Origin of the sequence: Meridianimarinicoccus roseus, from assembly GCF_003172915.1 — a bacterium.
Lineage (GTDB): Bacteria > Pseudomonadota > Alphaproteobacteria > Rhodobacterales > Rhodobacteraceae > Meridianimarinicoccus > Meridianimarinicoccus roseus.
In genome coordinates this window covers 43,476-70,312 of sequence record NZ_QGKU01000006.1, presented here as the reverse complement: position 1 = coordinate 70,312, position 26,837 = coordinate 43,476, and the positions used below count along the sequence as shown (strand labels likewise).

26 protein-coding genes are annotated in these 26,837 nt (G+C 65.9%); 22 read left to right on the top strand and 4 right to left on the bottom strand.

The genetic code is table 11. From position 1 onward, the window contains the following. The first annotated feature begins 15 nt into the window (after positions 1-15). A complete protein-coding gene (locus DKT77_RS02195) occupies positions 16-708 on the top strand; it encodes a molybdate ABC transporter substrate-binding protein (protein WP_109810110.1) in 693 nt (230 codons plus the stop codon). On the opposite strand, the gene DKT77_RS02190 is transcribed toward DKT77_RS02195, so the two are convergent. From DKT77_RS02190 to fabI, 3 genes are all read right to left on the bottom strand, one after another. Further along, entirely contained in the window at positions 701-1,906 is a 1,206-nt protein-coding gene (locus DKT77_RS02190) for an acetate/propionate family kinase (protein WP_109810109.1), read from the bottom strand. The genes DKT77_RS02195 and DKT77_RS02190 overlap by 8 nt on opposite strands. A gap of 18 nt (positions 1,907-1,924) precedes the next feature. Continuing rightward, positions 1,925-3,304 (bottom strand): bifunctional enoyl-CoA hydratase/phosphate acetyltransferase, encoded by a 1,380-nt coding sequence (locus DKT77_RS02185; protein WP_109810108.1) that lies wholly within the window; start codon positions 3,302-3,304, stop codon positions 1,925-1,927. 191 nt (positions 3,305-3,495) lie between these two features. Then, positions 3,496-4,260, bottom strand: coding sequence for an enoyl-ACP reductase FabI (fabI, locus tag DKT77_RS02180; RefSeq protein ID WP_109810126.1), 765 nt, complete (start codon positions 4,258-4,260; stop codon positions 3,496-3,498). Between the two features lie 335 nt (positions 4,261-4,595). Here fabI and DKT77_RS02175 point away from each other — a divergent pair, with 335 nt between their 5' ends. The 14 genes from DKT77_RS02175 to DKT77_RS02105 all read left to right on the top strand — a co-directional run bounded on the left by DKT77_RS02175 (position 4,596) and on the right by DKT77_RS02105 (position 19,614). Continuing rightward, positions 4,596-5,705 (top strand): transporter substrate-binding protein, encoded by a 1,110-nt coding sequence (locus tag DKT77_RS02175; RefSeq protein WP_238547628.1) that lies wholly within the window; start codon positions 4,596-4,598, stop codon positions 5,703-5,705. Next, on the top strand, positions 5,702-6,286 hold the full coding sequence (locus DKT77_RS02170; protein WP_109810106.1) for an ANTAR domain-containing response regulator: 585 nt from the start codon (positions 5,702-5,704) through the stop codon (positions 6,284-6,286). The genes DKT77_RS02175 and DKT77_RS02170 overlap by 4 nt, the downstream gene beginning before the upstream one ends. Beyond that, positions 6,283-7,188: an ABC transporter permease gene (locus tag DKT77_RS02165; RefSeq protein WP_109810105.1), complete on the top strand. Its 906-nt coding sequence runs from the start codon at positions 6,283-6,285 to the stop codon at positions 7,186-7,188. The genes DKT77_RS02170 and DKT77_RS02165 overlap by 4 nt, the downstream gene beginning before the upstream one ends. Continuing rightward, entirely contained in the window at positions 7,188-8,108 is a 921-nt protein-coding gene (locus DKT77_RS02160) for an ABC transporter permease (protein ID WP_109810104.1), read from the top strand. The genes DKT77_RS02165 and DKT77_RS02160 overlap by 1 nt, the downstream gene beginning before the upstream one ends. 18 nt (positions 8,109-8,126) lie before the next feature. After that, a complete protein-coding gene (locus DKT77_RS02155; protein WP_109810103.1) occupies positions 8,127-9,752 on the top strand; it encodes an ABC transporter substrate-binding protein in 1,626 nt (541 codons plus the stop codon). A 417-nt stretch (positions 9,753-10,169) separates the two neighbouring features. Continuing rightward, complete coding sequence (locus DKT77_RS02145) at positions 10,170-11,114, top strand: acetamidase/formamidase family protein (RefSeq protein ID WP_109810102.1); 945 nt, start codon at positions 10,170-10,172, stop codon at positions 11,112-11,114. Beyond that, entirely contained in the window at positions 11,111-12,877 is a 1,767-nt protein-coding gene (locus DKT77_RS02140) for an ABC transporter ATP-binding protein (RefSeq protein WP_238547627.1), read from the top strand. Before DKT77_RS02145 ends, DKT77_RS02140 begins: the two co-directional genes overlap by 4 nt. A gap of 488 nt (positions 12,878-13,365) precedes the next feature. Then, positions 13,366-13,761, top strand: coding sequence for a VOC family protein (locus DKT77_RS02135; RefSeq protein ID WP_109810125.1), 396 nt, complete (start codon positions 13,366-13,368; stop codon positions 13,759-13,761). A 177-nt stretch (positions 13,762-13,938) separates the two neighbouring features. Further along, positions 13,939-15,630, top strand: coding sequence for an ATP-binding protein (locus DKT77_RS02130; RefSeq protein WP_109810100.1), 1,692 nt, complete (start codon positions 13,939-13,941; stop codon positions 15,628-15,630). A 349-nt stretch (positions 15,631-15,979) separates the two neighbouring features. Then, positions 15,980-16,633: a zinc uptake protein ZrgA gene (zrgA, locus tag DKT77_RS02125; RefSeq protein ID WP_109810099.1), complete on the top strand. Its 654-nt coding sequence runs from the start codon at positions 15,980-15,982 to the stop codon at positions 16,631-16,633. A 2-nt stretch (positions 16,634-16,635) separates the two neighbouring features. Next, on the top strand, positions 16,636-17,349 hold the full coding sequence (locus tag DKT77_RS02120) for an ABC transporter ATP-binding protein (protein WP_109810098.1): 714 nt from the start codon (positions 16,636-16,638) through the stop codon (positions 17,347-17,349). Further along, positions 17,346-18,596, top strand: coding sequence for an ABC transporter permease (locus DKT77_RS02115; protein WP_109810097.1), 1,251 nt, complete (start codon positions 17,346-17,348; stop codon positions 18,594-18,596). The genes DKT77_RS02120 and DKT77_RS02115 overlap by 4 nt, the downstream gene beginning before the upstream one ends. Continuing rightward, positions 18,593-19,108, top strand: coding sequence for a DUF3299 domain-containing protein (locus DKT77_RS02110; protein ID WP_109810096.1), 516 nt, complete (start codon positions 18,593-18,595; stop codon positions 19,106-19,108). The genes DKT77_RS02115 and DKT77_RS02110 overlap by 4 nt, the downstream gene beginning before the upstream one ends. Then, a complete protein-coding gene (locus DKT77_RS02105; protein WP_109810095.1) occupies positions 19,102-19,614 on the top strand; it encodes a DUF3299 domain-containing protein in 513 nt (170 codons plus the stop codon). The genes DKT77_RS02110 and DKT77_RS02105 overlap by 7 nt, the downstream gene beginning before the upstream one ends. A 28-nt stretch (positions 19,615-19,642) precedes the next feature. Here the strand turns inward: DKT77_RS02105 and DKT77_RS02100 are convergent, their stop codons facing one another. Beyond that, on the bottom strand, positions 19,643-21,163 hold the full coding sequence (locus tag DKT77_RS02100; RefSeq protein WP_109810094.1) for an aldehyde dehydrogenase (NADP(+)): 1,521 nt from the start codon (positions 21,161-21,163) through the stop codon (positions 19,643-19,645). A gap of 250 nt (positions 21,164-21,413) precedes the next feature. Between DKT77_RS02100 and DKT77_RS02095 the strand changes: the two genes are divergently transcribed. The 7 genes from DKT77_RS02095 to DKT77_RS02065 all read left to right on the top strand — a co-directional run bounded on the left by DKT77_RS02095 (position 21,414) and on the right by DKT77_RS02065 (position 26,688). Continuing rightward, positions 21,414-22,220, top strand: coding sequence for an ABC transporter substrate-binding protein (locus tag DKT77_RS02095; RefSeq protein WP_109810093.1), 807 nt, complete (start codon positions 21,414-21,416; stop codon positions 22,218-22,220). A 76-nt stretch (positions 22,221-22,296) separates the two neighbouring features. Beyond that, positions 22,297-22,962 carry an amino acid ABC transporter permease gene (locus DKT77_RS02090; protein ID WP_109810092.1) on the top strand — a complete coding sequence of 222 codons (666 nt, stop codon included), beginning with the start codon at positions 22,297-22,299 and terminating at the stop codon, positions 22,960-22,962. A gap of 10 nt (positions 22,963-22,972) precedes the next feature. Continuing rightward, positions 22,973-23,626, top strand: a complete 654-nt coding sequence (locus DKT77_RS02085) for an amino acid ABC transporter permease (protein WP_109810091.1) — start codon at positions 22,973-22,975, stop codon at positions 23,624-23,626. Further along, a complete protein-coding gene (locus DKT77_RS02080; protein ID WP_109810090.1) occupies positions 23,619-24,341 on the top strand; it encodes an amino acid ABC transporter ATP-binding protein in 723 nt (240 codons plus the stop codon). Before DKT77_RS02085 ends, DKT77_RS02080 begins: the two co-directional genes overlap by 8 nt. 159 nt (positions 24,342-24,500) lie before the next feature. Beyond that, a complete protein-coding gene (locus DKT77_RS02075; RefSeq protein WP_109810089.1) occupies positions 24,501-25,178 on the top strand; it encodes an amino acid ABC transporter permease in 678 nt (225 codons plus the stop codon). Further along, positions 25,175-25,879, top strand: a complete 705-nt coding sequence (locus DKT77_RS02070) for an amino acid ABC transporter permease (protein ID WP_109810088.1) — start codon at positions 25,175-25,177, stop codon at positions 25,877-25,879. Before DKT77_RS02075 ends, DKT77_RS02070 begins: the two co-directional genes overlap by 4 nt. A gap of 23 nt (positions 25,880-25,902) precedes the next feature. Beyond that, entirely contained in the window at positions 25,903-26,688 is a 786-nt protein-coding gene (locus tag DKT77_RS02065) for a transporter substrate-binding domain-containing protein (protein ID WP_109810087.1), read from the top strand. Positions 26,689-26,837: the final 149 nt, after the last annotated feature.

The window sequence follows — 26,837 nt, the reverse complement described above, 5'->3', positions numbered from 1 at the left end:
AGGAAGGCAACCACGATGACACTGAAGATCCTCAGCGGCGGTGCGGCCAACGGGCTGGTCAATGCCTGCACCGCCGATTTCACCACCGCCACCGGCCATGACATTTCCGGTGACTACGGTGCCGTCGGTGCCATGCGCGACCGGATCACGGGCGGCGAGCCGGTGGACCTGGTAATCCTGACCCGCAAGATCATCGACGATCTCGCGCATGCCGGTATGGTGCGGCCGGACAGCGTGACCGATCTGGGAAACGTGGTCACCGGGGTCGGCGTGCGCGAGGGAAGCGAGGTGCCGGACGTGTCCACAGCGTACGGGCTGCGCGCCGCGCTGGCCGGGGCCTCGTCACTCTACGTGCCGGACACGCAGCGCGCCACAGCGGGGATCCATGTCGCGGGCGTGATCGCGCGACTGGGGCTGGAGGCCGAAATGGCGGACCGGCTGCGCACCTTCCCGAACGGGCAGACCGCGATGGCGACAATGGTCGCCGATGCGCAGGATGGCGCGATCGGGTGCACGCAGGTCACCGAGATCCTGAACACTCCCGGCGTCGTCTATGCCGGCGATCTGCCTGAGGCATTCGCGCTGTCCACCGTATATACCGCCGCCGTGGCGCAAGACGCCGAACAGCCCGAGGCCGCAAGCACGCTGATCAGGCTGCTATCCGATCCGGGCGCGGCGGATCTGCGCCGCCGGGTCGGTTTCACCTGAGGCTGCGCTGCGTCGGATAGGGCCGGCCTTCGAGGTGACGAGCCGCGGCGCGCGCGATCACCCGTTCCTCGTCGGTCGGCACGACAAGCACGCGTACGCGGCTCAACTTGGCCGAGATCTCCGGCGCGTTGGCGGCGTTGGCGTCCGGGTCGAGGTCGAGCCCGATCCAATGCATACCGTCGCAGACGCGGGCGCGCACAAGCCGCGAATTCTCGCCGATGCCCCCGGTGAACACCACCGCATCGAGCCCGCCCAGCACCGCCGCAAGCGCACCCAGTTCGCGCCGGATGCGGAAGGTGAAATAGCTGATCGCCTGCCGCGCCTCGGGCGTGTCAGCGGCCTCCAGCCTGCGCATATCGTTGGACAGGCCCGACAGCCCCAGAAGCCCGGATTTGCGATAGAGAAGGTCGGTGATTTCGGCTGCGCTCATGCCCTCCTGGTCCATCAGGTAAAGCAGCACACCGGGGTCGAGTTGCCCGCAGCGCGTGCCCATCGGCAAGCCGTCAAGCGCCGAGAAACCCATGGTGGACCCGACAGAACGGCCGTCCAGCAGCGCGCACATCGACGCGCCGTTGCCGAGATGCGCCACCACGACGCGCCCGGAATGCAGCAGCGGCGCGGCCTCGCGAAGGTGGCCCGCGATGAACTCGTAGCTCAGCCCGTGAAACCCGTAGCGGCGCACGCCCTTGTCGTAATAGGCCCGCGGCAGGGCGAAGGTGTCGTTCTCCCAAGGGTGGCGGCGATGGAACGCGGTGTCGAAGCAGGCGACTTGCACCGCGCCGGGAAAGCGCGCCATCGCCGCGCGGACTCCGGCGAGGTTGTGGGGCTGGTGCAGCGGCGCGAAGGGCGAGAACCGGTCGAGATCCTCGGCGATGGCCGGGGTCAGCGCGACCGGAGCGTCATGGTCCGGCCCGCCGTGCACGACGCGGTGTCCGACGGCATCCACAGCGGCGCCGGGAAACAGCCGCGCCACGAGGCTCAGCACCCGGTCGAGCGCGTCTGCGTGATCTTTGACCGGACCCGGCCCCTCGGCGGCCAGCGGCGCGCCGTCGGCTGCCTTCACCGTGATCCCAGCGTTGGGGCTGCCGATGCTGTCCACATGTCCGGAAGCGACCAGCGGCGGCTCCGGCACTGAAGCGTCGAACAGGCCGAATTTCAGCGACGACGACCCGGCGTTGAGCGTAAGGATGCGGGACATCTAGCGCGCGCCCTGCGCTCAGCCAACCGTGCGGGCGGCGTGCAGTGCCGCCACCGCGCAGGAGGCAAGGCGCGCCATATCGTCGTCGGCGCGGCTGGTCAGGATGATCGGCACCTTCGCCCCCAGCACAACTCCGGCACCTTCGGCATGGCCGATGTATGTCATCTGCTTGGCGATCATATTGGCCGCGTCAAGGTTCGGCGCCACGAGAATCTCTGCCCGACCTGCGACGTCGGACCGGATGCCCTTGGTCCTTGCAGCCGCAAGATTGATGGCGTTGTCCATCGCCAGCGGCCCGTCCACAAGTCCGCCCCGGATCTGCCCACGCTCGGCCATCTTCGAAAGCAGCGCGCCATCGAGCGAGGATCGCAAGTCCGGGTTCACCGTTTCCACAGCCGACAGGATGCCCGCCTTGGGCAGTTCGATCCCGATGGAGATTGCAAGGTCGATTGCGTTCTGCACGATATCCATCTTGGTGCGCAGGTCGGGTTCGATGTTGATTGCAGCGTCGGTCACCAGTACCGGATGCGGCACACCGGGAATGTCCATCACGAACACATGGGTGAAACGGCGGCCTGCGCGCAGGCCACGGTCCTTGCGCAGGGCGGCGCGCAGCAGTTCGTCGGTGTGCAGATGCCCCTTCATCAGCGCGTGCGCCCGTCCGTCCGCCACGAGGTCCACTGCCACATGCGCGGCGGCGGCATGATCGGGAACGTCGATCACTTCCACCCCGTCCAGAGACGCGCCCAGCGACGCGGCGGCGGCGGCGATCAACGCCGCGTTGCCGACAAGGATCGGTGCGATGATAGTGCGATCGCGCGCCAGCAGCGCTCCGCCGAGGGAATGTTCCTCTTCCGGGCAGACAACGGCAGTGGGCATCGGGTCCATCGGCGCGGCGCGCGCGATCAGCTGCTCGAAATGGCGGTGCCTCTGAACGATAAGGCCGGGCAGGTCGAGTTCGTCGAAGGTCATCGGCTTTGCCGGCGCCTGAACGACGGCCGTGCCGCGCACGATGACGGCGCCGTCGCGCGGGCGCGTGACCGTGGTGTCCAACACCACATCTCGCTCCGCGCGCTTCTCTGTGACAGTGACGCGGGCCACCAGTTCGTCGCCAGCATAGGCGCGTTCCACGAAGTCCAGTGATTGCGCCTTGTAGAGCGTGCCCGCCCCAGGCAGGATATTCCCGAGCACCGCCGAGATCAGCGCACCGATGAACATCGCGGGCGCGACGGCTTCGGGTACGTTGTCGCCGTCGCCATCCTCTGTCGCAAGGTGCAGAGGGTTGTGATTGCCGGAATTGTTGGCGAAGACATAGAAATCGTCTTCCGTGCAGACACGAGTGAGTGCAGCGGTATCGCCGATCTGCAGCGTGTCATAGGTCCGGTTGTGATAGGTCATGGCGCTGCCCGCTTTGGTGACGTGATGCCAACCCGCCGCTGCCCGGACGGGTGCGATGTCAGCGGCGGCTCGGCCGGACCCTGATGGATACCATGAGGCATGTCCAGCGCCGCCGACGCCATTGGTGCGGCTGTCCACACCGCGCTGCGGGAAGCATGGCGGGCAGTCATCGGTCACTTTCGCTGTCGAGGTCACGCGACAATGCTATAGCCGCCGTCAATGGTATGCACCCCGCCGGTTACGTTGGCGGCATTGCGGCTGGCGAGGAAAGCGGCAAAAGCGCCGACATCTTCGATCGAAGCAAGCTGGTGGGTCGGGGCGCGCGCCGCGGCGGCATTCAGCATGGCGTCGAACTCGGCGATCCCACTGGCCGCGCGGGTCTGCAGCGGCCCAGGCGACAGCGCGTGGACCGAAATCCCCTTTTCGCCCAACTCGGCGGCGGCATAGCGCACGGTGCTTTCCAACGCGGCCTTGACCGGGCCCATCAGGTTGTAATTGTGCACGACCCGGCTGGAGCCTTGGAACGAAACCGTCATGCAGGTGCCGCCGTCCGGCATGAGGGGTTCGGCACGGCGGATCATGCGCAGGAAGGAATGGACGGAAATGTCCATCGCCAGTGCGAAGCCGTCGGCCGAGCAGTCGATCACACGGCCATGCAGGTCGTCGCGCGGGGCGAACGCGATGGAATGCACCAACGTGTCGAGCCGCCCCCACCGCGCCGCGATCTCGGCGAACAGCGCGTCCATCTGCCCGTTGTCGCGCACGTCGAGCGGCGCCACGATCCGGGCCCCGAGGCGCGCGGCCAGCGGACGCACGAAAGGTTCGGCCCGCGCGTCGAGATAGGTGATGGCAAGCTCTGCCCCTGCGTCACGCAGTGCGCGCGCACAGCCCCATGCGATCGACTGCTCGTTAGCGACCCCGACGACCAAGGCCTTGGTTCCGGAAAGCGAATTCATCCGCAACACTCCATTCGTGGCAACCTCATCATGCTGCATTTGCAGCATGATTTTGTGACGGATGCGCAGATTGCCCTGCGACAAGGCCACGCGGTCGCAATTGCGGGGCCTTTGCGGCGTTTTTCGGCGCAAAGGCGCCAAACCCGCACACGAAACAGGCAGCAGCGGCAAGGCGCACGCCTGATCTCATTTGGACTCGACACGCCGGGCAGGCCGTGTATCGCTGGAACAAACGCTAGGCACCACGGCCCGGCATGGCAATCGAGCCTCGCACGCCCAGTTCCGGGCGGCGGGGCTTTTTCGTTTCTGGACCCCCTGCGCGAAGGGACGGCGCAATGAATTTCGACCTCGGCCTGATCTTTTCCACAACTGGCCCCTATGCTGCCCTAGGACAAGCGGCACGCGCAGGGGCTGCGCTGGCGATCGCCGATCTGGCGCGTGAGGGCGTGGTCCGGATCACCGCGGTGGAGCGCGATCCGGCGGGACGTCCGGAAGCCTATGAGGAAATGTCGGAAGATCTTCTGAGTCGCGGGCGGGTACGCCACATCGTCGGCGCGATCACCTCCTGGAGCCGCAAGGACCTGATCCCGGTGCTTGAGCGGCACGGGGCGCTGCTATGGTATCCCTGCCCCTACGAAGGCTTCGAGATCAACGATCACGTGGTCTATATGGGCGCGGCGCCCAACCATCACATGATCCCGCTGGTGCGGCATCTTGCAGGGACGGGCGTGCGCCGGGCCTACCTCCTGGGGTCGAACTATGTCTGGGGCTGGGAAACCTTGCGCCTCGCGCGCGAACAACTGGCCTTGCTAGGCATCGAGATCCTTGGCGAACGATATGTCCCTCTCGGCAGCACCGACTGCGCGCTCGCCATGCAGGAAATCGCCGACGGCGGGCCGGACGTGGTGGTCAACTCGCTGATCGGCCCATCCAACGCGGCCTTTCTCGCGCAGCTTTCCGCGCTGGAGTCGGGACGGCCACTGGTGGTGTCGTGCAACCAGTCCGAGGCCGATCTCGACACGCTGGGCGCGCATGGCGACGGACTTGTGGCGGCGGGCAGCTATTTCGAACCTTTGGGCCCGCCCGCCTTCCGCAAGGCTGCGCAGGCGGCCTCGCCCAACGGACGGGTGTCATCCTTTCTTGCCACCACCTATGCCAGCGTGCGCCTTCTGGCCGAAGCGATCGCCGAGGCCGGGACCGACGATCCTCGGCAGGTGTTCCGGGCCGCCAGCGCCCGCCCGCACCGCACCGTGCTGGGCGAGATCCGGATCGATCCGACAACCCGGCACGCGTCGCTGACACCGCACGTCGCACGGATTTCCGGGCGGCGCTTCGAAATCCTGCACTCCGCGCCCGGTCCGGTGGCCGCAGACCCCTACCTGACGCAGCTGTCCGGCGCACCGCGCACCCTGCCCGACCCCCGTCCGCTGAGGATCGTGAAATGATGCTGACCCACAACTTCACCGGCATGACCGCCGCCATCCTGCATCCGTCGGCCGATGTGCGCGCCGCGATCGTCCGACGCCTTGACGTGCTGGGCGTGGCCGCCGAAGGGCGCTGGCCTGCGCTGGAGGAAGAGGACCGACACGCCGGTCTGGCCATCGTCGACATCGATCGCGCAGAGGATTCGCAGTTCCCCTGGGAAGCGGGGCACGCACCGATGCCGGTGGTCGGCCTGATCGGGTCGGAAAGCCCGGGGCGCCTTGGCTGGGCCATCGAGTTCGGAATCGACGCCTTCCTGCCGCTGGGGGCTTTGGGCAATCTCTATTCCGCGCTGGTCATCGCCTTCGCCCAGCAACACCGCCGCAAGGCCACCACTGACCGGGAGGCTGACCTTGCCCGCCGCGCGGCGATGCGGCTGGACGTTGTCCGCGCAGTGCTGCGGCTGATGACCGAAAGCGGCATCGACGAGGCGACAGCGTTGAAGAAGCTGCGCGCCTTCGCGATGGTCGAACGGCTGCCGCTGGAGGACGCGGCGCGCCGTTACCTCGATACCGCTGCGCCAGGCCGCGCAGGCCACGCATGACCCCTGCCGCCGCCGACACCGCCCCGCCAGGGCGCACCCGCCGGGCCCGCGTGCTGGCCGTGCTGCGCGAATTGCTGCGCCGCCCGCGAGCGGCCTTCGGCTTCGCCGTGATCGTGCTGATGGTGCTCGCAGCGGTCTTCGCACCGCTGCTAATGCCGCATGACCCGTTCGAGCAGAGCTTCGACGGGCTGTCTTTGACCGGCGCGCCGCTGCCGCCGGGCGGAGAGTTTCCGCTTGGCACCGATCTGCTTGGACGCGATCTGGCCTCAAGGCTGATCCTGGGCACGCGCACCTCGCTGATCATCGGCGTGCTGGCCAACGGCATCGCAATCGCGCTTGGCGCGGGGATCGGCGTGACGGCGGGCTATTTCGGCGGATGGGTCGGCGCAGTTCTGATGCGCTTCACCGACCTGATGATGGCGTTTCCCGCGCTGCTGCTGGCCATCGTGCTGGCGGCGATCTTCCAGCCGTCGCTGCTGATCGTGGCGTTGGTAATCGCCATGGTGAACTGGGTGCAGATGGCGCGCGTGATCTACACTGAAACCCGCAGCCTTGCCGAACGCGACTTTATCCAGGTTCAGCGCGCGATGGGGTCGGGGCACCTGCGCATCCTGTTCGCGCATCTGCTGCCGCATCTATCCTCTTCCATCATGGTGTTCGGCACTCTCGGGATCTCGACCACCGTTCTGCTGGAGGCGACGCTGTCCTTCCTCGGCGTGGGGGTGCAGCCGCCGACCCCGTCCTGGGGCAATATCATCTTCGAGAACCAGACCTATTTCTCCACCGCGCCCTGGCTGGTCTTCATTCCGGGCGCCGCCATCGTTCTGCTGGCTCTTGCTTTCAACCTCGTCGGTGACGCGCTGCGCGACATTCTCGATCCCACACTGAAGGGTCGGCACTGATGCACAGCTATGTCCTGAGGCGCCTGCTCGAAAGCGCACTGATTCTTCTCGGGATCACGCTGGTGACCTTCGTGCTGCTCTATCTGCTGCCCGCGGACCCCGCGCGCCAGATCGCCGGACGCAGCGCCACGGCCGAGACCGTGGCCAACATCCGCGACCAGCTTGGCCTGAACGACCCGCTTTTCGTGCAGTATGGCCGTTACCTTTGGAACCTGTTTCAGGGCGACATGGGCCGCAGCTACTTGCAACGCGCCGAGGTGTCAGAACTCATCGCTTCCCGGCTGCCCGCATCGCTGCTGCTGATGCTGGCGGCCATCGTCACGGAACTTCTGATCGGGCTGACCATCGGCATCATCGCCGCGCTGCGCCGCAACCGACCGGTGGACCACACGCTGATGATCTTCAGCTTCGTGTCGATCTCGGCGCCACAATTCGTGATCGGCATCCTTCTGCTCTACGTCTTCGCGGTGCAACTGGGCTGGTTCCCGATCGGCGGTTACGGCACCTTCGCGCACCTGGTCCTGCCCGCGCTGACGCTCGGGTTCCTTGGCGCGGGCTGGTACAGCAGGATGATGCGGTCCTCGATGATCGAGGTGCTTCGCCAGGATTTCGTGCGTACCGCCGCCGCCAAGGGCCTTTCGAAGGGGCGCATCATCCTGCGTCACGTGCTGCCCAACGCGATACTTCCCATCATCGCCATGATCGGCATCGACATCGGACTTTTCATGTCCGGCATCGTCGTCGTCGAAAGCGTCTTCGGCTGGCCCGGGATCGGCCAGCTTGCGTGGCAGGCGATCCAGCGCGTGGACATCCCGGTCATCATGGGCGTCACCATGGTGTCCGCGACTGCCATCGTGCTGGGCAACCTGCTGGCCGACCTTGTCGCGCCGCTCATCGATCCCCGCATCAAGACCAAGTAACCAACAGGAGACGAACCCATGAGAAAGTTACTGCTGACCGGTGCCTCGACGCTCGCGCTCTGCGCGTTTCCGGCACTGGCCCAGGTCGACGAGGACGCGCCGCAGGGCGGGTCCATGATCGTGACCTACAAGGACGATGTGGCGACGCTGGACCCCGCGATCGGCTATGACTGGCAGAACTGGTCCATGATCAAATCGCTGTTCGACGGGCTGATGGGCTACGAGCCCGGCACAACGACGCTGCGCAACGAATTGGCCGCAAGCTATGACATCTCGGGCGACGGGCTTGTCCACACCTTCACGCTGAAGGACGGGATCAGCTTCCACAACGGCCGCGAGATTACCGCCGCAGACGTCAAGTATTCCCTGGAGCGTGTCACCAACCCCGAGACCCGCAGCCCCGGCGCGGGCTTCTTCGGCATGATCGACGGCTTCGACACTTGGAACGCGGGCGAAGGCGAAGGGCTGTCCGGCATCGAGGTGGTAAACGACAAGACCGTGCGCATCACGCTCAGCCGGCCCGACGCGACCTTCGGGCATGTCATGGCACTGAACTTCGCCTCCATCGTTCCAAAGGAAGCCGTTGACGAGAAGGGCGAGGATTTCGGGCGTGACCCGGTCGGGTCCGGCGCGTTTACGCTGGCCGAATGGACGCCGGGCCAGCGGCTCGTCTTTGAACGGTTCGACGGGTATCACCGCGCGGGCGTGCCCAAGCTGGACCAGGTGACCTTCGAGATCGGTCTGGAGCCGACCGTCGCGTTGCTGCGGCTCCAGCAGGGCCAGGCCGATGTACCCGGTGACGGAATCCCGCCCGCGCAGTTCTTGCAGGTCATGAACGACCCGGCACAGGCCGACAACGTGATCGAGGGCGGGCAACTTCACACCGGCTACATCACGCTGAACACCGAAATGGCACCGTTCGACAACCTTGACGTGCGCAAGGCGGTGAACATGGCGGTCAACAAGGATCGGATCGTGCGCATCATCAACGGCCGTGCGGTACCCGCCAACCAGCCGCTGCCGCCGACCATGCCGGGCTACGCCGAGGACTACGAGGGCTACCCGTTCGACCCCGAGGGCGCGCGCCAGATGCTGGCCGATGCAGGCTTTCCCGACGGGTTCACGACCGAGCTTTACGTCATGAACGTCGATCCCAACCCACGCATTGCGCAGGCGATCCAGCAGGACCTGTCCGAAATCGGCATCACTGTCGAGATCCGCAACCTCGCGCAGGCCAATGTCATCGCCGCGGGCGGCGAGAAGGACCAGGCACCGATGATCTGGTCGGGTGGCATGGCCTGGATCGCGGACTTCCCCGACCCGTCAAACTTCTACGGGCCGATCCTCGGCTGCGCCGGCGCGGTGCCAGGAGGCTGGAACTGGTCGTGGTACTGCAACGAGGCGCTCGACGCCCGCGCGGCCGAGGCCGACGCGATGACCGGGCCCGAAAACGCAGAGGCGCGCGAGGCGGCCTGGCGGCAAATCTACCTCGACGTGATGGCTGATGCGCCCTGGGTGCCTGTGTTCAACGAACAGCGCTTCACACTGACGTCGGATGCGATCGCCGGTGACGCCTCGCTGTTCGTGGACCCGGTACATATCCCGGTCAACTACGACTACATCTACTCCACCGAGGCGGAGTAACCCGTGCAGGGCGGGGTCGCCGGAAATCGGGCGCTTGCGCTCGTCCCCTTCGTGGTGCCGGATTACGACGCCGCCCTCGAAGTCCTCGTCGGCGGGACGAGCTTCGAACTGATCGAGGATCTGCCCGCCGAGCCGGACAAGCGCTGGGTCGTCGTGCGACCCGGCGCCTGGGGCTGGCGCCTCTGCCAGCGAAGGCCGCTACCGACACGCAGCGCTCGGCCATCGGCACCCAGACCGGGGGTCGGGTCGCCTTTTTTCTGCATAGCAATGACATGGACCATGACCGCGCCGCCTTTCCCGCGTCGGCGCGATCTTCGAAGAGGACACCCGGCATGAGCCCAAAGCAAAGGTCGCCGCTTTCCGCGATCCGTTCGGCAACCGCTGGGACCTGATCCAACCGACAGGAGCTTGAACGCCATGTGCACCAACTGCGACTACACCATTCACGGTGCGCACCATCATCACGGCTGGGACAATTCGTTCGCGCCCGTGCAGACGGTTGCGCCCGGCTCGCGGCTGCATTTCGAATGCCTCGACAGTTCGGGCGGGCAACTGACCCGCACCAGCACGACGGCCGATGTTCCCGATCTCGACTTCGGCAAGATCAATCCCGTCACCGGGCCGATCTACGTGGACGGCGCCAAGCCGGGCGACGTGCTGAAGATCCGGATCGAGGCGTTCCATCCGTCAGGCTTCGGCTGGACGGCGAACATCCCCGGCTTCGGGCTGCTGGCCGACCAGTTTACCGACCCCTACCTGAAGGTCTGGGATTACGACCCGGACAGTCTTGCTCCATCGCTCTATGGCGATCTGGCCAAAGTGCCCCTGAAACCCTTCGCCGGCACGATCGGGCTCGCGCCCGCCGAAGCGGGGCTTCATTCCGTCGTCCCGCCCCGGCGGATGGGCGGCAATCTCGACATTCGGGATCTTGCGGCGGGCACCACGCTCTATCTGCCGGTCGAGGTCGAGGGCGCACTCTTTTCCATCGGTGATACACACGCGGCACAGGGCGACGGCGAGGTCTGCGGCACCGCCATTGAAAGCCCGATGAACGTGGAGGTGACGCTGGACGTGGTGAAAGGCGAATCTCTGGCCTTCCCGCGGTTCTCGACGCCGGGCCCGGTCACCCGGCATCTCGATGCCAAGGGATACGAGGCGACAACCGGCATCGGGCCCGACATGATGCAGGCTGCGCGCGACGCCGTTTCAGGCATGATCGACTTCCTTTGCCGCACCAAGGGCATGTCGGCGGAAGATGCCTACCTGCTGTGTTCGGTCTGCGGCGATCTGCGGATTTCCGAGATCGTCGACCAGCCGAACTGGGTCGTCAGCTTCTACTTCCCCAACGTGGTCTTCGAATGAGCCTGCCCGATGCCATGGAACCGGGCGGGACCTGCCCGGTTCTTTCCGTGCGCGATCTGACCGTGCAGGTCGCCACACCGGACGGCGCGAAGACCGTGCTGGCAGGGCTGTCCTTCGATCTGATGCCGGGCGAGACGCTATGCCTTGCGGGCGAAAGCGGGTCGGGCAAGTCGATGACGGCACTTGCGATCATGGGTCTGCTGCCGAAACCGATGGCACGGATCACCGACGGCTCCGTCCGGCTGGGCGAGACGGAACTGACGCGCCTTTCGGACGCGGGCTACCGCAAGGTGCGCACCGCGCGCATCGCCATGATCTTCCAGGAACCGATGACCTCGCTCAATCCGCTGATGACGGTTCAGGCGCAGATCATCGAGACGCTGCTGGAACACGGCGCCTGTTCGCGCGCCGAGGCCCCAGTCCGCGCGCTGGAGTTGCTGACTGCGGTGCGTCTGACAGAACCGCAGCGGCGGCTAAGACAGTACCCGCACGAACTGTCAGGCGGGATGCGCCAGCGCGTGGTCATTGCGATCGCGCTGGCCTGCGCGCCGGACATAATCATCGCGGACGAACCGACAACCGCGCTCGACGTGACTGTGCAGGCCGAGATCCTCGATCTGCTGCGCGTTTTGCAGCGCGAACGCGGCACCGCGATCCTCATGATCACCCACGACATGGGCGTGGTCGCCGAAATGGCCGACCGGGTCGTCGTGCTGCGCCACGGCCGGGCGGTGGAAGCCGCGGCGGTGGGCGCACTGTTCGCCGCGCCGAAATCCGACTATGCACGCGAATTGCTGGCCGCTGTGCCGCGCCTTGGCGACGCGCCTCTGCGCCCTGCGCGCGCCAGCGAACCGCCTGTGCTGGAAGTGCGCGACCTTTGCGTCCGCTTCGACGTGAAAGGCGGGCTTCTGAACAGAACCATCGCGCGCGTACACGCGGTCGAAGGCGTAAGCTTCGACATCCAGCCGGGCGAGACGCTGGCGCTGGTCGGGGAGTCCGGCTGCGGCAAGTCCACGATCGGCAAGGCGCTGCTGGGGCTGGTGCCGTGGACGGGGTCCGTCAGGGTGCTGGGCAGAGAAACGCGCGGACTTGGTCCCACGGGGCTGAAAACAGTGCGCCGTCAATTGCAGATGGTGTTCCAGGATCCTGGCGCATCTCTGGATGCACGGATGACGGTTGGCGAACAGGTGGGCGAGCCGCTGGACGTGCACGGGCTGGAATCCGGGTCGGCCCGCACTGACAGGATTGCGTGGCTGTTCCGGAGGGTCGGCCTGTCGCCCGACATGATGGGCCGCTACCCGCATGAATTCTCGGGCGGGCAGCGCCAGCGCATCTGCATCGCACGCGCGCTGGCCGTGTCGCCACGGATCATCGTGGCCGACGAAAGCGTTTCGGCGCTGGACGTGTCCGTGCAGGCGCAAGTGCTGGACCTTCTGCAGGAACTTCAGGACGAGGACGGGCTGTCCTACCTGTTCATCAGCCACGACATGGCGGTAATCGACCAGGTCGCGGACCGGGTGATGGTGATGCGGCTCGGTCAGGTCGTCGAGGAAGGCACCCGCGATGCGGTGCTCCGCAGCCCCGCGCACCCCTACACGCGGCGGCTGCTGTCGGCGGTGCCGGTGCCCGACCCGTCCCGCGCGCGTCCGGTACGCCTGCAGGACGCCGACGATCCGCAAAGCCCGATCCTGCCGGTCGGGCAGCAACCCGAGCGGCTGCATCTCGCTCCGGTGGGGGACGATCACCGCGCCGTTCCGGCCTGACCCCACCGTGGCAAGGATTTGCCCTTTGGCTGCAGCGGCCCCCTGCGCTACGCTTTTCCATGCAACCTCCGAACGAAAAGGGGCGCGCCCGGCGCAGCGCAGACACGCATCATGTGTCGGCTGCTCGCCGGACAGGATCCGGACGGCATCACAGGCGGAAATACGGATGGTGCGGATGAACGGGCAAAGGACCAGCATCCGTCAGGAGCGGCCGTCCGGGACGATCCTCGGACGGGTCGCCGAGGACGGCAAACCAGTGCCGCAACTCGCCTCGCCGCCGCAGTCCGAGGGGTTTGACTGGCAGGGCGAACCCGGGCAGCTTTACCTTGCTGCTGCGCCGCAGGTGCCTTGTCTGGCGCGGCGCGGGCGCAAGGGTCGGCCAGCGCATGATCGCCGCACGGCAGGCGGAGCACGCTTCGAATGCGCCTGCTGCCCAGCGGGCGCGCCTTTTGCGCTGGATGGCGCGACACAATCAGGGAGAGGGCAACATGGCCAAGACAATCCACAGCATGATCCGCGTCCTGGACGAGGCGCGGTCGGTCGATTTCTACAACCGCGCGTTCGGGCTGACGGTGGCGGACCGGCTGGATTTCGACACATTCACACTTGTCTACATGCGCAACGATGAAAGCCCCTTCGAAGTGGAACTGACCGTCAACAAGGGGCGCACCGACCCCTACGAGATGGGAGACGGGTACGGCCATCTCGCTGTCGTTGTGGAGGACCTGGAAACCGAACACGCGCGGTTCGAGGCCGAGGGACTCGCACCTCGGAAGATCGTGGACTTCGCGCCCGGTGGCACGACGATCGCGCGGTTCTTCTTTGTCGCCGATCCTGACGGTTATCAGATCGAGGTTCTGGAGCGCGGCGGCCGTTTCGGCTGAACCCCCACGCGCCCCCTGTTCCAGGGTGCGACGTGCCGTCCCATCACTGAAACGGCATTTGCTTTTTCGGCAGCACACAAAGAAACATTTTCTTCGCATGCTAGTTCATCTACTGGCGCGCGCCTTCAGTTCGCCGTGACCAGACTTTTTGGATGATACTTAGCCAACAAAGACGCCATGCAGATTAAGCCCACGCGTGCCGATTCACCTGATGTGGCGTCAGTCGCGCGGCCGAAGGCCGACGCCGCTCCAGGTATTAGCGGATATGCCGAAACAAGGCGACTGAACCGTATCGCCCTGATCCTCGCGGCGGCTGCGACGCTGGTCGCTGCAATTGTCCTGGTCGCCGGTTGGCTGGGGCATTTCGAAGTCGTCGTCCGGCTTCACCCAAGCTTTCCGGCGATGGTCCCGTCAAGCGCGCTGGGGCTGCTTTTCGGTGGTCTCGGTGTGCTTGCGCACGTCCTTCGCCTCGACCGGCGTCTTTCTTTTGTGTTTGGACTTCTGGTGCTTGCAGTGTTGATCGCCGAAGCCTTTGTCGGCGATCTGTCTCTCGGGTCGCAACCCGGTGACGCCATGTCCTTCGCCACGCGCTTGGGGCTTGTCGGGCTGGCGGTCGTGCTGATCCTCGACCTTAGCCCGAAGGCCTGGACACGTCGCCTGCGCGTCCATACTAACACGGTCCTGCTCAGTCTGATGTCGATCCCGCTGATCGCTTACGTGATCAATGCCGCCTCGATTTGGAACAACCACATCTACACCTCCATGGCGCTGCATACCGCGCTGTGCCTCGCTGCATTGTTCGCGGCGATGCTGTGCGGAAACGCGCGCGGCACCTGGGTCATGATCCTTGCCGAACAGGGCCCAGGCAGCAAGATGGCCCGCCGGATGCTGCCGGTCGTGGTGGTCACGACCATAATCCTGTTCAGACTGGCGCTGTGGGCAACGGATCTGAACTTTGTCAGTTCGGACTTTCGCCTGTCGGTCCTCGCCTTCGCGCAGATCGCCACGATCAGCGCCGCCGTGCTGTATTTCGCGCGGGTCAACAACGAAGCCGAACGGCGCACGCGCGCCGCCGAAGCGCAGACACTACAGGCCGAGGCGGATCTGATGCGCAGCGAGACCCGCCGCCTCAAGAACGAAGTGGATCTTGCGCGGACCCAGCGGATGGACACCCTGGGTCGACTGGTCGGTGGCGTGGCGCATGATTTCAACAACCTGCTGAACGTGATTGGTGGGAACCTGAAGCACCTCGAACGGACCCATCCCGAAGCCTTTGCGTCCGATACCGTGCAGGATGCAACCACAGCCGTTGCGGATGGCACCCATCTGACCCGCCAGCTTCTTGCCTACGGGCGGCAGTCGCAACTGTCGCCCGGCCTGTGCAACATCGACGACGTGGCGCAGCAGACACTGGACATGTTCCGCCGGATCGCCATGCCGGGCGTGACGGCCGAACTGGACGTCGCCCAGCCGGGCCTCGCGGCCACCCTCGATGCGACAGCGCTGCGGCAGGCACTTCTGAACCTGCTGCTGAACGCCCGCGACGCCATGCCCGAGGGCGGCATCGTGCGGGTCCGGCTTGCGCGTGCGATCCTGAACGACGCGGACATGCCGCGCTTCGCCGATGGCGAACCGCTGGACGCGGGTTCCTACATCACGGTTGCGGTCAGCGACACCGGTACCGGCATCGCGCCCGACCTGCTGACCCATGTCACCGAACCTTTCTTCAGCACCAAGAAGCTGGGCGAAGGGTCCGGTCTGGGCTTGTCGATGGTGCTGGGCTATTGCCGCCAGTCCGATGGGAACCTGACCATCGACACCCGCGACGGCGTCGGCACCACCGTCACCATGTGGTTTCCCGCCGACTGAACGGTTCCGAAGGCTTCGGCCATACAGGCTCCGATCCAGATCAGTACCGTCCCGCATCCGCGCGAGGGCCCGGCTGCCCGCATGACGCAGCAAAAAAGGCGTGCCCTGAATCAACGATGACGCCGTTGCGGAATGATATGTTATACGATAACAAGTGTGCGTCTCCAATCCAAAAGGGGGAATCGCGCACCGGAAGAACCGACAACGCCAATACGGCCCATGCGACAGGGCCAGTCCGCTCTCACTTCCTCTTCCACTCCCACTGCCCCGACGCCGCCGCCATGCCCCAGCCCTGATCACGGCGTCCGCCTCAGGCAGATCTGCGGGGCGCGATCTGAAAGGACCCTAGATGACACGTATCACCCCCGCCGGACTTGTGCCGACCCTGTCCGCCACGCTTGCCGCCTGCGCCCTTGTTCCCGTTGCCGGTCTCGCACAGGACACCCGCCAGCTGGAGGCCCATGTCCACGGCGTCAGCACGCTCGAACTTGCCGTGGAGGGCAGCGTCGTCGAGATGAACCTGCACTCGCCCGGCATGGACATCGTCGGCTTCGAGTACGAAGCGAGCACCGATGCGGACAAGGATGCCGTAGAGGCGGCGATCCGCACCATGCTTCTACCCGAGAACATCGTCACTCTCCCCAACGCGGCGGAATGTCGGCTGACCGAAGTTCTGGCCCATCTGCACACTGGAGGTCTCGAGCACGAAGAAGGCGAACACCATGACCATGCCGAGGAAGCAGCCCACAATCATGAGCATGAGCATGAGCATGAGCATGAGCAAAATGCTCATGGCGAGGACCACAAGGACAGCGCCGGGCACAGCGAGTTCCATGCACGTTACATCTTCGCCTGCGAGCATCCCGAAGACCTGACGACTATCGGTTTCCCTTTCTTCGAGAGCTTCGGGAACGCCCGCGAGATAGAGGCGCAGTTCGTCACCGGCACGCTTGCTGGCGCGACCGAGATCGTGCGAGATGCGCCGGAACTGACGCTGGAGTGACGATGACCGACGCGGCCCTCACGCTGAGTGATGTGCGGTTCACATGGCCCGGGCGGGGCGGCTTCACGCTGTCCTGCCCGGACTTCCGGCTGGCGCAAGGCGAACGCCTGCTGCTGCTCGGGCCGAGCGGGTCGGGCAAGTCCACCTTCCTGTCTCTGGCTTGCGGGATCGTCACCGCCGATGCCGGCAAAGTAAGCGTGGGCGGCACCGATCTCGGCGCGCTGCGCAGCGGCGCACGAGACGGCTTCAGGGCAGAACACTTCGGCCTGATCTTCCAACAGTTCAACCTGTTGCCCTATGCAAGCGTGGCCGACAACATCCTGCTGCCGCTGCGCTTCGCGCCAGCAAGGCGCGCGCGGGCCACCAACGCAGGCGCGGGCGGCGCACGGGCCGAGGCCGCGCGCCTGTGTGCCGCACTGACCCTGCCCGACGGCGTGATGGCGATGCCCGCCGGGCGCTTGAGCGTCGGCCAGCAGCAGCGCGTCGCGGTCGCGCGCGCGCTGATCGGCCAGCCGCCCCTGATCGTCGCGGACGAGCCGACATCGGCGCTTGATGCCGCGGCGCAAGACGTATTTCTCGGGCTGCTGTTCGACCAGGCGGCGACGGCCGGATCCTCGCTGCTGATGGTCAGCCATGACGACCGGCTCGGCGCACGCTTCGACCGCGTGCTGCGGCTGGACGAAATCGCTGCGACAGCGCGCGGGGTCGCGGCATGATCCTGCGGCTCGCCATCGGATCCCTGCTGGCGCGGGGCCTCACGGTCGGAATGACCGTGCTCGCCATCGCGCTGTCGGTCGGGCTGTTCGTGGGAGTGGAAAAGGTCCGCACAGGCGCGCGCGACAGTTTCGCCGACACCATTTCGGGAACCGACCTGATCGTCGGAGCGCGGTCCGGTTCAGTGCAGTTGCTGCTGTATTCCGTGTTCCGGATCGGCAATGCCACCAACAACGTCACTTGGGAAAGCTATCTCGACATCGCGGCGCGGCCCGAGGTGGACTGGATCGTGCCGATCTCACTGGGCGACAGCCACCGGCAGTTCCGCGTGATGGGCACCACGCAGGCCTTCTTCGAACGCTACAGGTACCGCGGCGGCCGCGCGCTCGAGATGGCGCAGGGCCACGGGCTGGATGATCTCTACGACGCGGTGATCGGGGCCGACGTAGCGGCGACGCTGGGCTATTCCGTGGGCGATCCAATCGTCGTGTCGCACGGGCTGGCCTCGTTCACCGACCATGCCGACCAGCCGTTCCGGGTGGCCGGGATCGTCGCGCGAACCGGTACGCCGGTGGACCGTACCGTGATCGTAAGCCTCGAGGCGATCGAGGCGATCCATGTCGATTGGCAGGGCGGCGCGCAGGTTCCCGGACGCCGGACCCCAGTGGAGGCGATCCGCGAAATGGACCTGACCCCGACAGCGATCACCGCCGCCCTGGTCGGCACAGAGTCGCGCCTGCAGATCTTCGGCTTGCAACGCTGGATCAATACCTACCCCGAAGAGCCGCTTCTGGCGGTCCTGCCCGGCGTCGCACTTCAGGAATTGTGGCAAATCGTTGGTGTCGCGGAAACGGCGCTGGTGGCGGTGTCTGCGATGGTCGTCGTGACCGCGCTCCTTGGCATGATGGCGATGATCCTGTCGAGCCTGAACGAACGGCGGCGAGAAATGGCGATCTGGCGCGCCATGGGCGCAAGGCCCGTGACGATCCTAGGTCTGCTGGTGCTGGAAGCGGCGCTGATGGCCGCGCTTGGCGCGTTGCTGGGGATGGCTCTGCTCTACGGCGCGCTGGCGATGGCGCGGCCGTGGATCGACGCAAGCTTCGGCATCTGGCTGCCGATCGACCCGCCAAGTGCCCGCGAGGTTTGGGTTCTCGCAAGTGTGATCGGCGGGGCGGCCCTGGCCAGCTTGCTCCCGGCGCTACGGGCCTATCGCATGTCGCTCGCCGATGGCATGATGGTGCGGATATGATACGCCGCACGCGCCTTTCGCGCCGGGCCTTCGGGCTGCTGGCAGCCGCGGGTGCCGCGCTTCCGCGCGCGGCGCTCGCCACTCCGTTTCGGGAAATCACCTGGGACGACCTGATCCCACCCGGCGTGCCCTATGCCGAGATCATCGGCGAAGGCGAGATCGACGAGCAGAACGACACATGGAACCCGATCTTCGACGAGAACGCAACGCGGCTCAACACCGCGCTCGACGGGGCGTCGGTCAAGCTGCCCGGCTACATCATTCCGCTCGACATCGGTGCGGAGGGCGTGACCAGCTTCGTGCTGGTGCCTTATGTCGGGGCCTGCATTCATGTGCCGCCCCCGCCGCCCAACCAGCTTGTGTTCGTTACGACAGAGACGCCCTGGCCCGGCGACATGCTGTGGGACGCTGTATGGGTGTCTGGTCGGCTGGCCGCCCGGCTGCAATCCACCGCCATCGCCGAGATCGGCTACCAGATCACCGCAGAACGTATTGAGGTCTATGAATGGTGACGCCTGACCTGTCGCGCCGCGTCGCCTGTCTCGGGCTGGCCGCGTTTTTCGGATTGGGCACAGCGCCCGCGCGCGCGGACAACCCGGTCGATCTGGACTGGAGCGATCTCGTGCCAGAGGGCGAAGTCGGTCTGCCCCCCGCGCTCCAGGGCCTTGTGGAGCATGGCGCCGCCCCGCTTGCCAGCCTGCAACCGCCGTCCAGCGGCGTGCGCACGGACTGGAACGGTCAAACGGTGCGGCTGTCGGGCTTCATTGTGCCGCTGGACTTCTCGGGCACCGGGCTGACAGCTTTCCTGCTTGTACCCTATGTGGGCGCCTGCGTGCACGTGCCGCCGCCACCGCCGAACCAGCTGGTGCTGGTGACCACAGAACGGCCCTATGAATCGGACGGGCTGTTCGAAGCGGTCACCGTCACCGGCATGTTCGGCAGCGCGTCGTCCTCGACCCAGCTGGCGGAGGTGGGCTATGCCCTCTCCGCCGACCGCATCCGCCCCTACCGCGGCTGACCGCCGCGGGGGCGAAGGACTGCCCGCGTCAGGCCAGATCGACCGGCAGAAGCGCCGACGGGATGTTCTGGTAGCAGACCGGGCGCAGGAAACGCCGGATCGACAGCGTGCCGACCGAGGTCGCGCCGAAATTGGTGGAGGCCGGGTAAGGCCCGCCATGCACCATGCTGTCGCAGACCTCCACACCGGTGGGAAAGCCGTTGGCCAGCACTCGCCCGGCCTTGCGTTCCAACACCGGCAGGAGGCGTTGCGCCAGCGCAGCGTCCTTCCCGCCTTCGTCCATGTGCAACGTCGCGGTCAACTGCCCGTCCAGGCTGCGCGCCACCGCGTCCATCTCGTCAGCGTCCTGCGCTACGACAACCAGCCCGAGCGGGCCGAACACCTCTTCTGACAGCGCGTGGTTGGCCAACCAGTCCCGCGCAGCGACCCGGAACAGGAATGGTCGTGCCTCGCGACGGTCGCAGACCGACGTAAGCACCGACTGCACCCCGGCCTGTTTACCCAGCGTCGCCGCGCCGTCGGCATAGGCCTCCGCGATGCCGTCGGTCAGCATCACCTGCGGTCCGGTCTCTCCAAGCGCATCCAGCGCCGCCTGAACGAATGCCTCGGCATCAGTGCCGTCCGTGACAACGACAATACCGGGATTGGTGCAGAACTGCCCCGCCCCCATCGTAAGCGACCCGGCCCAGCCGCGGCCTAGATCCTCCGCCCGTGCGGCCAGCGCACCGGGGAGCAGAAACATCGGGTTCACCGATCCAAGCTCTCCGTAGAAAGGGATCGGATCTGGACGCGCGACGCACAGGTCGAACAGCGCCCGCCCCCCGGCCAGCGAGCCCGTAAAGCCGACCGCGCGCACCAGCGGGTGCTGCACCAGCGCCTGCCCGACATCACGGCTGCCGCCCTGCACGAACGAGAACACGCCTGCCGGGACCCCGCAGGACCGGATCGCGGCCAGAACCGCCTCGGCCACGATCTCACCGGTACCGGGATGTGCTTCATGGCCCTTCACGATGACCGGGCAGCCCGCCGCCAGCGCCGCCGCCGTATCACCGCCCGCGGTCGAGAAGGCCAGCGGGAAGTTCGACGCACCGAAGACCGCGACCGGACCGACCGGGCGCTGCATCATCCGCAGGTCGGGCCGGGGCAGCGGCGCTCTGTCCGGCAGCGCCGGGTCGTGCCGCCGGTCAAGGTAATCGCCTGCCGCCACGTGCTGCGCGAACAGGCGAAGCTGACCGGTGGTGCGCCCGCGCTCGCCCTCCAAGCGCGCCGGCGGCAGACCAGTCTCGCGCGTTCCGATATCAGTGATCTCGGCGCCACGCGCGTCGATCTCGTCGGCGATGGCGGTCAGGAAGGCGGCACGGCCCTGACGCGTACCGTAGCCGTAATCCCAGAATGCCTCTTCAGCGGCGGCGGCGGCCTTCGCCACAAGCTCGGGCGTGCCGACACTGACAGAATGGCCGGGCCCCTGCGCCGGCGTCGAGGTGACGGTCTGCGCAGCGCCTGTCCAAGTGCCGCCGATCAGATGTTGGCCGTGGGGAGTGAAGGTCATGGCGTATCCTTTCCTATCCGGGTCCGTCCCGGTCGTCGTACTGCGCTGCCGGTCCCTTGCCAGGCCGCGCTCAGGGCCTCGGCCAGCCCTTCCGCCGCGTCGGCACGGCTTGAACGGGCGGGCGCCTGCACGTGCAGCGGGCTTAGCGACATTTTTCCTGATGTGCCAGCATTTTTCTTATAGGAAAATTATTGCAAAAAAGAACCAGCGGCCCCATGCTCGAATCAGAATCAACAGAGAGGTCACTCCAATGAAGAAACTCACTCTGCTCGCCGCACTGGCGGGCCTTGTCGGCATCGCCGGAACGGCGCAGGCGGACAAGCTCGACGACATCATGGCCTCGGGCACGCTGCGCTGCGCCGTGGTGCTGGACTTCCCGCCCATGGGCATGCGCGACGAGAACAACGAACCGATCGGCTTCGACGTGGATTACTGCCGCGACCTCGCCGCCGCGCTTGGGGTCGAGGCCGAGATCGTGGAAACCCCCTTCCCCGAACGGATCCCGGCGCTGATGTCCGGCCGCGTGGATGTGGGCGTCGCATCCACCTCGGACACGCTGGAGCGGGCGAAGACCGTCGGCTTCTCGATCCCCTATTTCGCGTTCGAGATGGCGGTCACCGCGAACACCGGCACCGGTATTTCCTCGTACGAGGGAATGAAGGGCTTCACCGTTGGCGCCGTGGCCGGCACCTACGAAGCGATCGCGCTGGAAGCGCAGGTCAACGAATGGGGCGAGGGCACGTTCCGTCCGTACCAGACGCAGGCCGACGTGTTCCTCGCTCTCAGCCAGGGGCAGCTTGATGCCACCGTGTCCACCTCCACCGTGGCGCAGGCCAACGTGCAGTCCGGCAATTTCGAGAACATCCAAGTCGTCGGCTTCGCGCCGTTCGACACCGACTATGTCGCGCTGTTCGCGCGCCGCGACGAATACGGGCTGCTGAACTACCTCGACCTGTTCGTGAACCAGCAGATCCGCACCGGCCGCTATGAGGAGCTTTACGAGAAGTGGGTCGGCGGCGAGGTGCCGCGCCTGACCATCCCCAACGCGCACCGCTGATCGACCGCCATTCTGCCCGGCGGCGCGGACACTGCCGCGCCGCCGTTTTCATTCACCGCAACGGACGCGACACCACATGTTCGATTACACCTTCCAATGGGGGCAGGCGATGGCCCGCTTGCCGCGGATGCTGGACGGGGCCGTGGTCACCATGCAGATCGCGGTCCTGTCCATGGCGCTGGGGATCGCGCTTGCAATCCTGCTGACGGTCCTGCGGCTGTCGGGCTCGCGCCCGCTTATGGCCGTTGCCACGACCTGGGTCGAGATCGCCCGCAACACACCCGCGCTGTTCCAGATCTACATGGCGCATTTCGGCGTCGCCAGTTTCGGGCTCTATCTCAGTCCGTTCGCATCCATTCTTGTCGGCATCACGTTCAACAACGCTGGCTACCTGACCGAGAATTTCCGCGGCGCGCTGAAGGCGATACCCGACACGCAGTCGCGCGCAGGCCGGTCGCTCGGCATGAGCCAGATACAAGCCTTCCGCTATATCGTCATGCCGCAGATGCTGCGCATCTCGTTCCTGCCGATGACGAACCAGATGGTATGGGCCATCTTGATGACCTCGCTCGGGGTGACGGTGGGCATGAACAGCGACCTTTACGGTGTCACGCAGGATCTGAACGCGCTGACCTTCCGCACGTTCGAGCTGTTCGCCATCGCCGCCGTGATCTTCTACGTGATTACCAAGACAATCACCCTTGGCGGACGCCTGATCGCCTCCCGCCTCTTCCGGTATTGAGGAGCGCGCGATGTTCGACACCTCGCTGACCCTGCGCGACCTCATGTTCCTGGCCGAAGGCGCGGGCGTGACCATCCTCGTGACCGCGATCTCGGTCGTGATCGGCACGCTCCTCGGCATCCTCTTCGGCGTGATCCGCACGCAACTCGGCCCGGTGCTGTCCGCGCCGCTCACTTTCGTGCTGGACATATTCCGGTCCGTGCCGCTGCTGATCCAGCTTGTGTTGGGTAACGCCTTCGTCGGAATGGTGCTACAGATCCAGATTTCTGGTTTCACCGTCGCCTGCATGGTGCTGTCGCTCTATACCTCCGCCTACTGCGCCGAAATCGTGCGCGGCGGGATCGAGGCCGTGCCTGAAACCACCCGCCGAGCGGCGCGCTCGCTCGGCATGACCTGGGGCCAGGACATGCGCTACATCGTGATGCCGCTGGCCACCCGCGTCGCGCTGCCGTCCTGGATCGGCCTCGCGCTCGGTGTGATGAAGGACAGCGCGCTCGTGTACGTGGTGCAGGTCACCGAGCTTCTGAAGTCCACCCAGATCCTCATCACGCGCCTGCAGGAGCCTCTGTTCCTGCTGCTGATCTGCGGCGCGTTCTACTTCATCATCAGTTTCCCGCTGGCCCGTTTCGGCGGCTATCTCGAAAGACGGTGGTCCAATGATTGACATCCAGAACGTCCGCAAATCCTTTGGCGATTTGGAGGTCCTCAAAGGGATCGACCTGACCGTCGAACGCGGCGAGGTGGTGACCGTGATCGGCGGGTCGGGGTCGGGCAAATCGACCCTTCTGACCTGCATCAACGGGCTGGAGCCGATCAACGGCGGCAAGATCACCATCGACGGAACCGAGGTTCACGCCCGCTCAACCGACCTGAACAAACTGCGGACCAAGGTCGGGATCGTGTTCCAGCAGTTCAATGCCTTCCCGCATCTGACGGTGATGGAGAACGTCACGCTGGCCCCGCGCAAGGTCCTGGGCATGGGCCGCGCCGAAGCCGAGGCGATCGCCGAGAAGCAATTGCGCCATGTCGGGCTGGCCGACAAGCTGTCCACCTATCCCTCGCGGTTGTCGGGCGGGCAGCAGCAGCGCATGGCAATCGCGCGCGCGCTGGCCATGTCGCCCGGCTACATGCTGTTCGACGAAGTGACCTCAGCGCTCGATCCGCAGCTTGTGGGCGAGGTGCTGGAGACGCTGAAGATGCTGGCCGAGGAAGGCATGACGATGATCCTCGTCACCCACGAGATGAGCTTCGCGCGAGATGTGTCCGATCGGGTGGCGTTCTTTCACAAGGGCGTCATGGCCGAGATCGGCGCGCCGGACCAGTTGTTCGGCGCGCCCCGGCATCCCGAAACGCAAGCGTTCCTGTCCAAGGTGCGTTGACCGCCATCTGCCGCAGCTCCGGGTCGCACGGTCCGAGTTTCGCCTGAATTATGTGCATCGCGCCCGATTTGCGGGCGGCTTTTGCCGCAACGGCGGGGCTGGACGCGGCGGGCCCGCCCTTCGCGTTACGCCGGGGCCGGGGCCGGGTATGGCCGGGACATGGATCTTCGGTTCTTCGAAATATACCGCCGCAGCGACTATCTGCTGCTTCTGCTCGAAGGCGCGGCGCTGAGCGCGGCGCTGACCATCACCGCCGCGCTGACCGGGATGGCGCTGGCGCTGGCGCTGTCCGGCGCGCGCTATGCCCGGCTGTCGGTTCTGCGCCACGTTGCCGCCGCCTATGTGGAGTTCATCCGCAACACGCCTCTGATCGTGCAGCTGTTCTTCGTAGCCTTCGGCCTGCCGACGCTGCTGGGCTACCAATGGCCATTCTGGGCGCATGCCCTTCTGGCGCTGACGCTGAACTTCTCGGCGTATTTCTCGGAAATCCTGCGATCGGGCTATGCCACCGTGGGCACCGGCCAGACCGAGGCGGCCGCGGCGCTCGGTCTGAAGCCTCGCCAGACCTTTTTCAAGATCGTGCTGCCGCAGGCCGTCGCAAAGACTTACCCGTCGCTGGTCAGCCAGTTCATCTTCCTGTTCCTGACCACCGGCGTGATCGCCGAGATCGGGGTCAATGACCTGACGCAGGCCGGCAAGTTCATCGACAGCCGCACCTTCCGGTCGTTCGAAGTCTTTTTCACGCTGACGTTGATCTACATCCTGATGTCGTTGTCCTTCAAGGGCGGGCTGGCGGTGCTGCAGCGCCGCCTGTTCCGCTGGCAGGTGGCGCGATGAAGGACCTGCTGACCGGACTTCTCGGCGCGCCCGAGGGTGTAGTCCTCTACCAGTTGCTGTTCGCCACGCAGTTCACAATCTACCTGTCGGCCATCGCCTTTGCGGGCGGCGGGACCGTCGGCGCGCTGGTGACGCTGCTGCGCATTGCGCCCGCGCGCAGCGCCCGAAGCCTCGCCACCGCCTATATCTGGTTCTTCCAGTCCGCGCCGCTTCTGATGCTGCTGTTCCTGTTCGGCCTTGGCGTGCCGCGCCTTCTGGGCGTGAACGTCAATGTCTGGCTCGCCGCCAGCGCGGCGCTGACGCTCTACACCAGCGCTTACCTTGCCGAGGTTTGGCGCAGCGCGGTGCAGAGCATCCCCACCGGACAGTGGGAAGGCGCCGAGGCACTGGGGCTGCGGTTCTGGCAGACATTGCGCCTTGTTGTGCTGCCGCAGGCCGTACGTGTGTCGCTGGCGCCTACCGTTGGCTTCCTCGTGCAGATCATAAAGGGAACCTCGCTGGCCTATATCATCGGGTTCTCCGACCTGATGAGCGTCGGCAAACGCTGGGCCAACGCCCCTGTCGAAGGCACGGAGCCCTTCATCATTTATCCGCTCATGGCGCTGATCTACTTCGCGCTGTGCTTTCCGCTTTCCAGGCTCTCGCTGGGCCTGGAGAAGCGGCTGGGAACGGTCAGGAAAACACCGCCCATAGCCGCATGATGTCCAGAAAACGGGAGACCACGATGTTCAATTTCAAGACCCTTGCCACCGCCGCGCTGCTTGCGCTGCCTCTGACTGCCGGACCCGCCGCCGCAGACCTGTCCGACATCCTCGAAAGCGGCACCGTACGCATCGCCGTGCCGGAATCCTTCGCGCCATTCGGCGCGCTCGGCGCAAGCGGGGAATACGAAGGCTACGACGTGGACGTGGCAAAATTGATCGCCGAGGATCTCGGCGTCGAGCTGGAGTTGGTGCCAGTGACCTCCAACCAGCGCATCCCGTTCCTGGAAACCGACCGTGTTGACCTCGTGATCGCCACGATGGGCGCGAACCCTGAACGCGCCAAGTCGATCTGGTTCTCCTCTGCCTACGCGCCCTTCTTCTCCGGGGCCTTTGCGGCGTCCGACAAGGCCATCGCATCGGTCGAGGATCTGGCCGGCATGTCGGTCGGCCTGACCGGCGGCACGCTGGAGGATCTCGAACTGACCGCCATGGCTCCCGAAACAACCGAGATCGTGCGCTTCGGCGACAACGCCGCAACGCGGGCGGCATTCGAATCCGGGCAAGTGGACGTTCTGGTCAGCGGCAACACGCTGGCCGCGGCGATCAGCGAGGCAGATGCCGACATGGACATTGAAACCAAATTCATCCTGAAGGAATCGCCGGCCTTCATCGGGATCAAGAAGGGCAATCTCGACCTGCTGTTCTGGACCAATACGTTCATCCTGCACAAGACGCTCGGCGGCGAGCTGGACGCACTTTCGCAGAAATGGCTGGGCCAGGCGCTGCCCCCGCTTCCCAGCCTGTAATGGCCCCCGGCGGCCCGCGCGCGCGGCTGCCGAAGACGTCCCGCCCCTGTCCGCGCGCGCCGACCACGCGCCGATCTGGGGCGGGTTTTCCCACCCGGCACCATACAATGAACGGTTGACCGGGCGCCAGGCTGCATGCTGACCTTGAT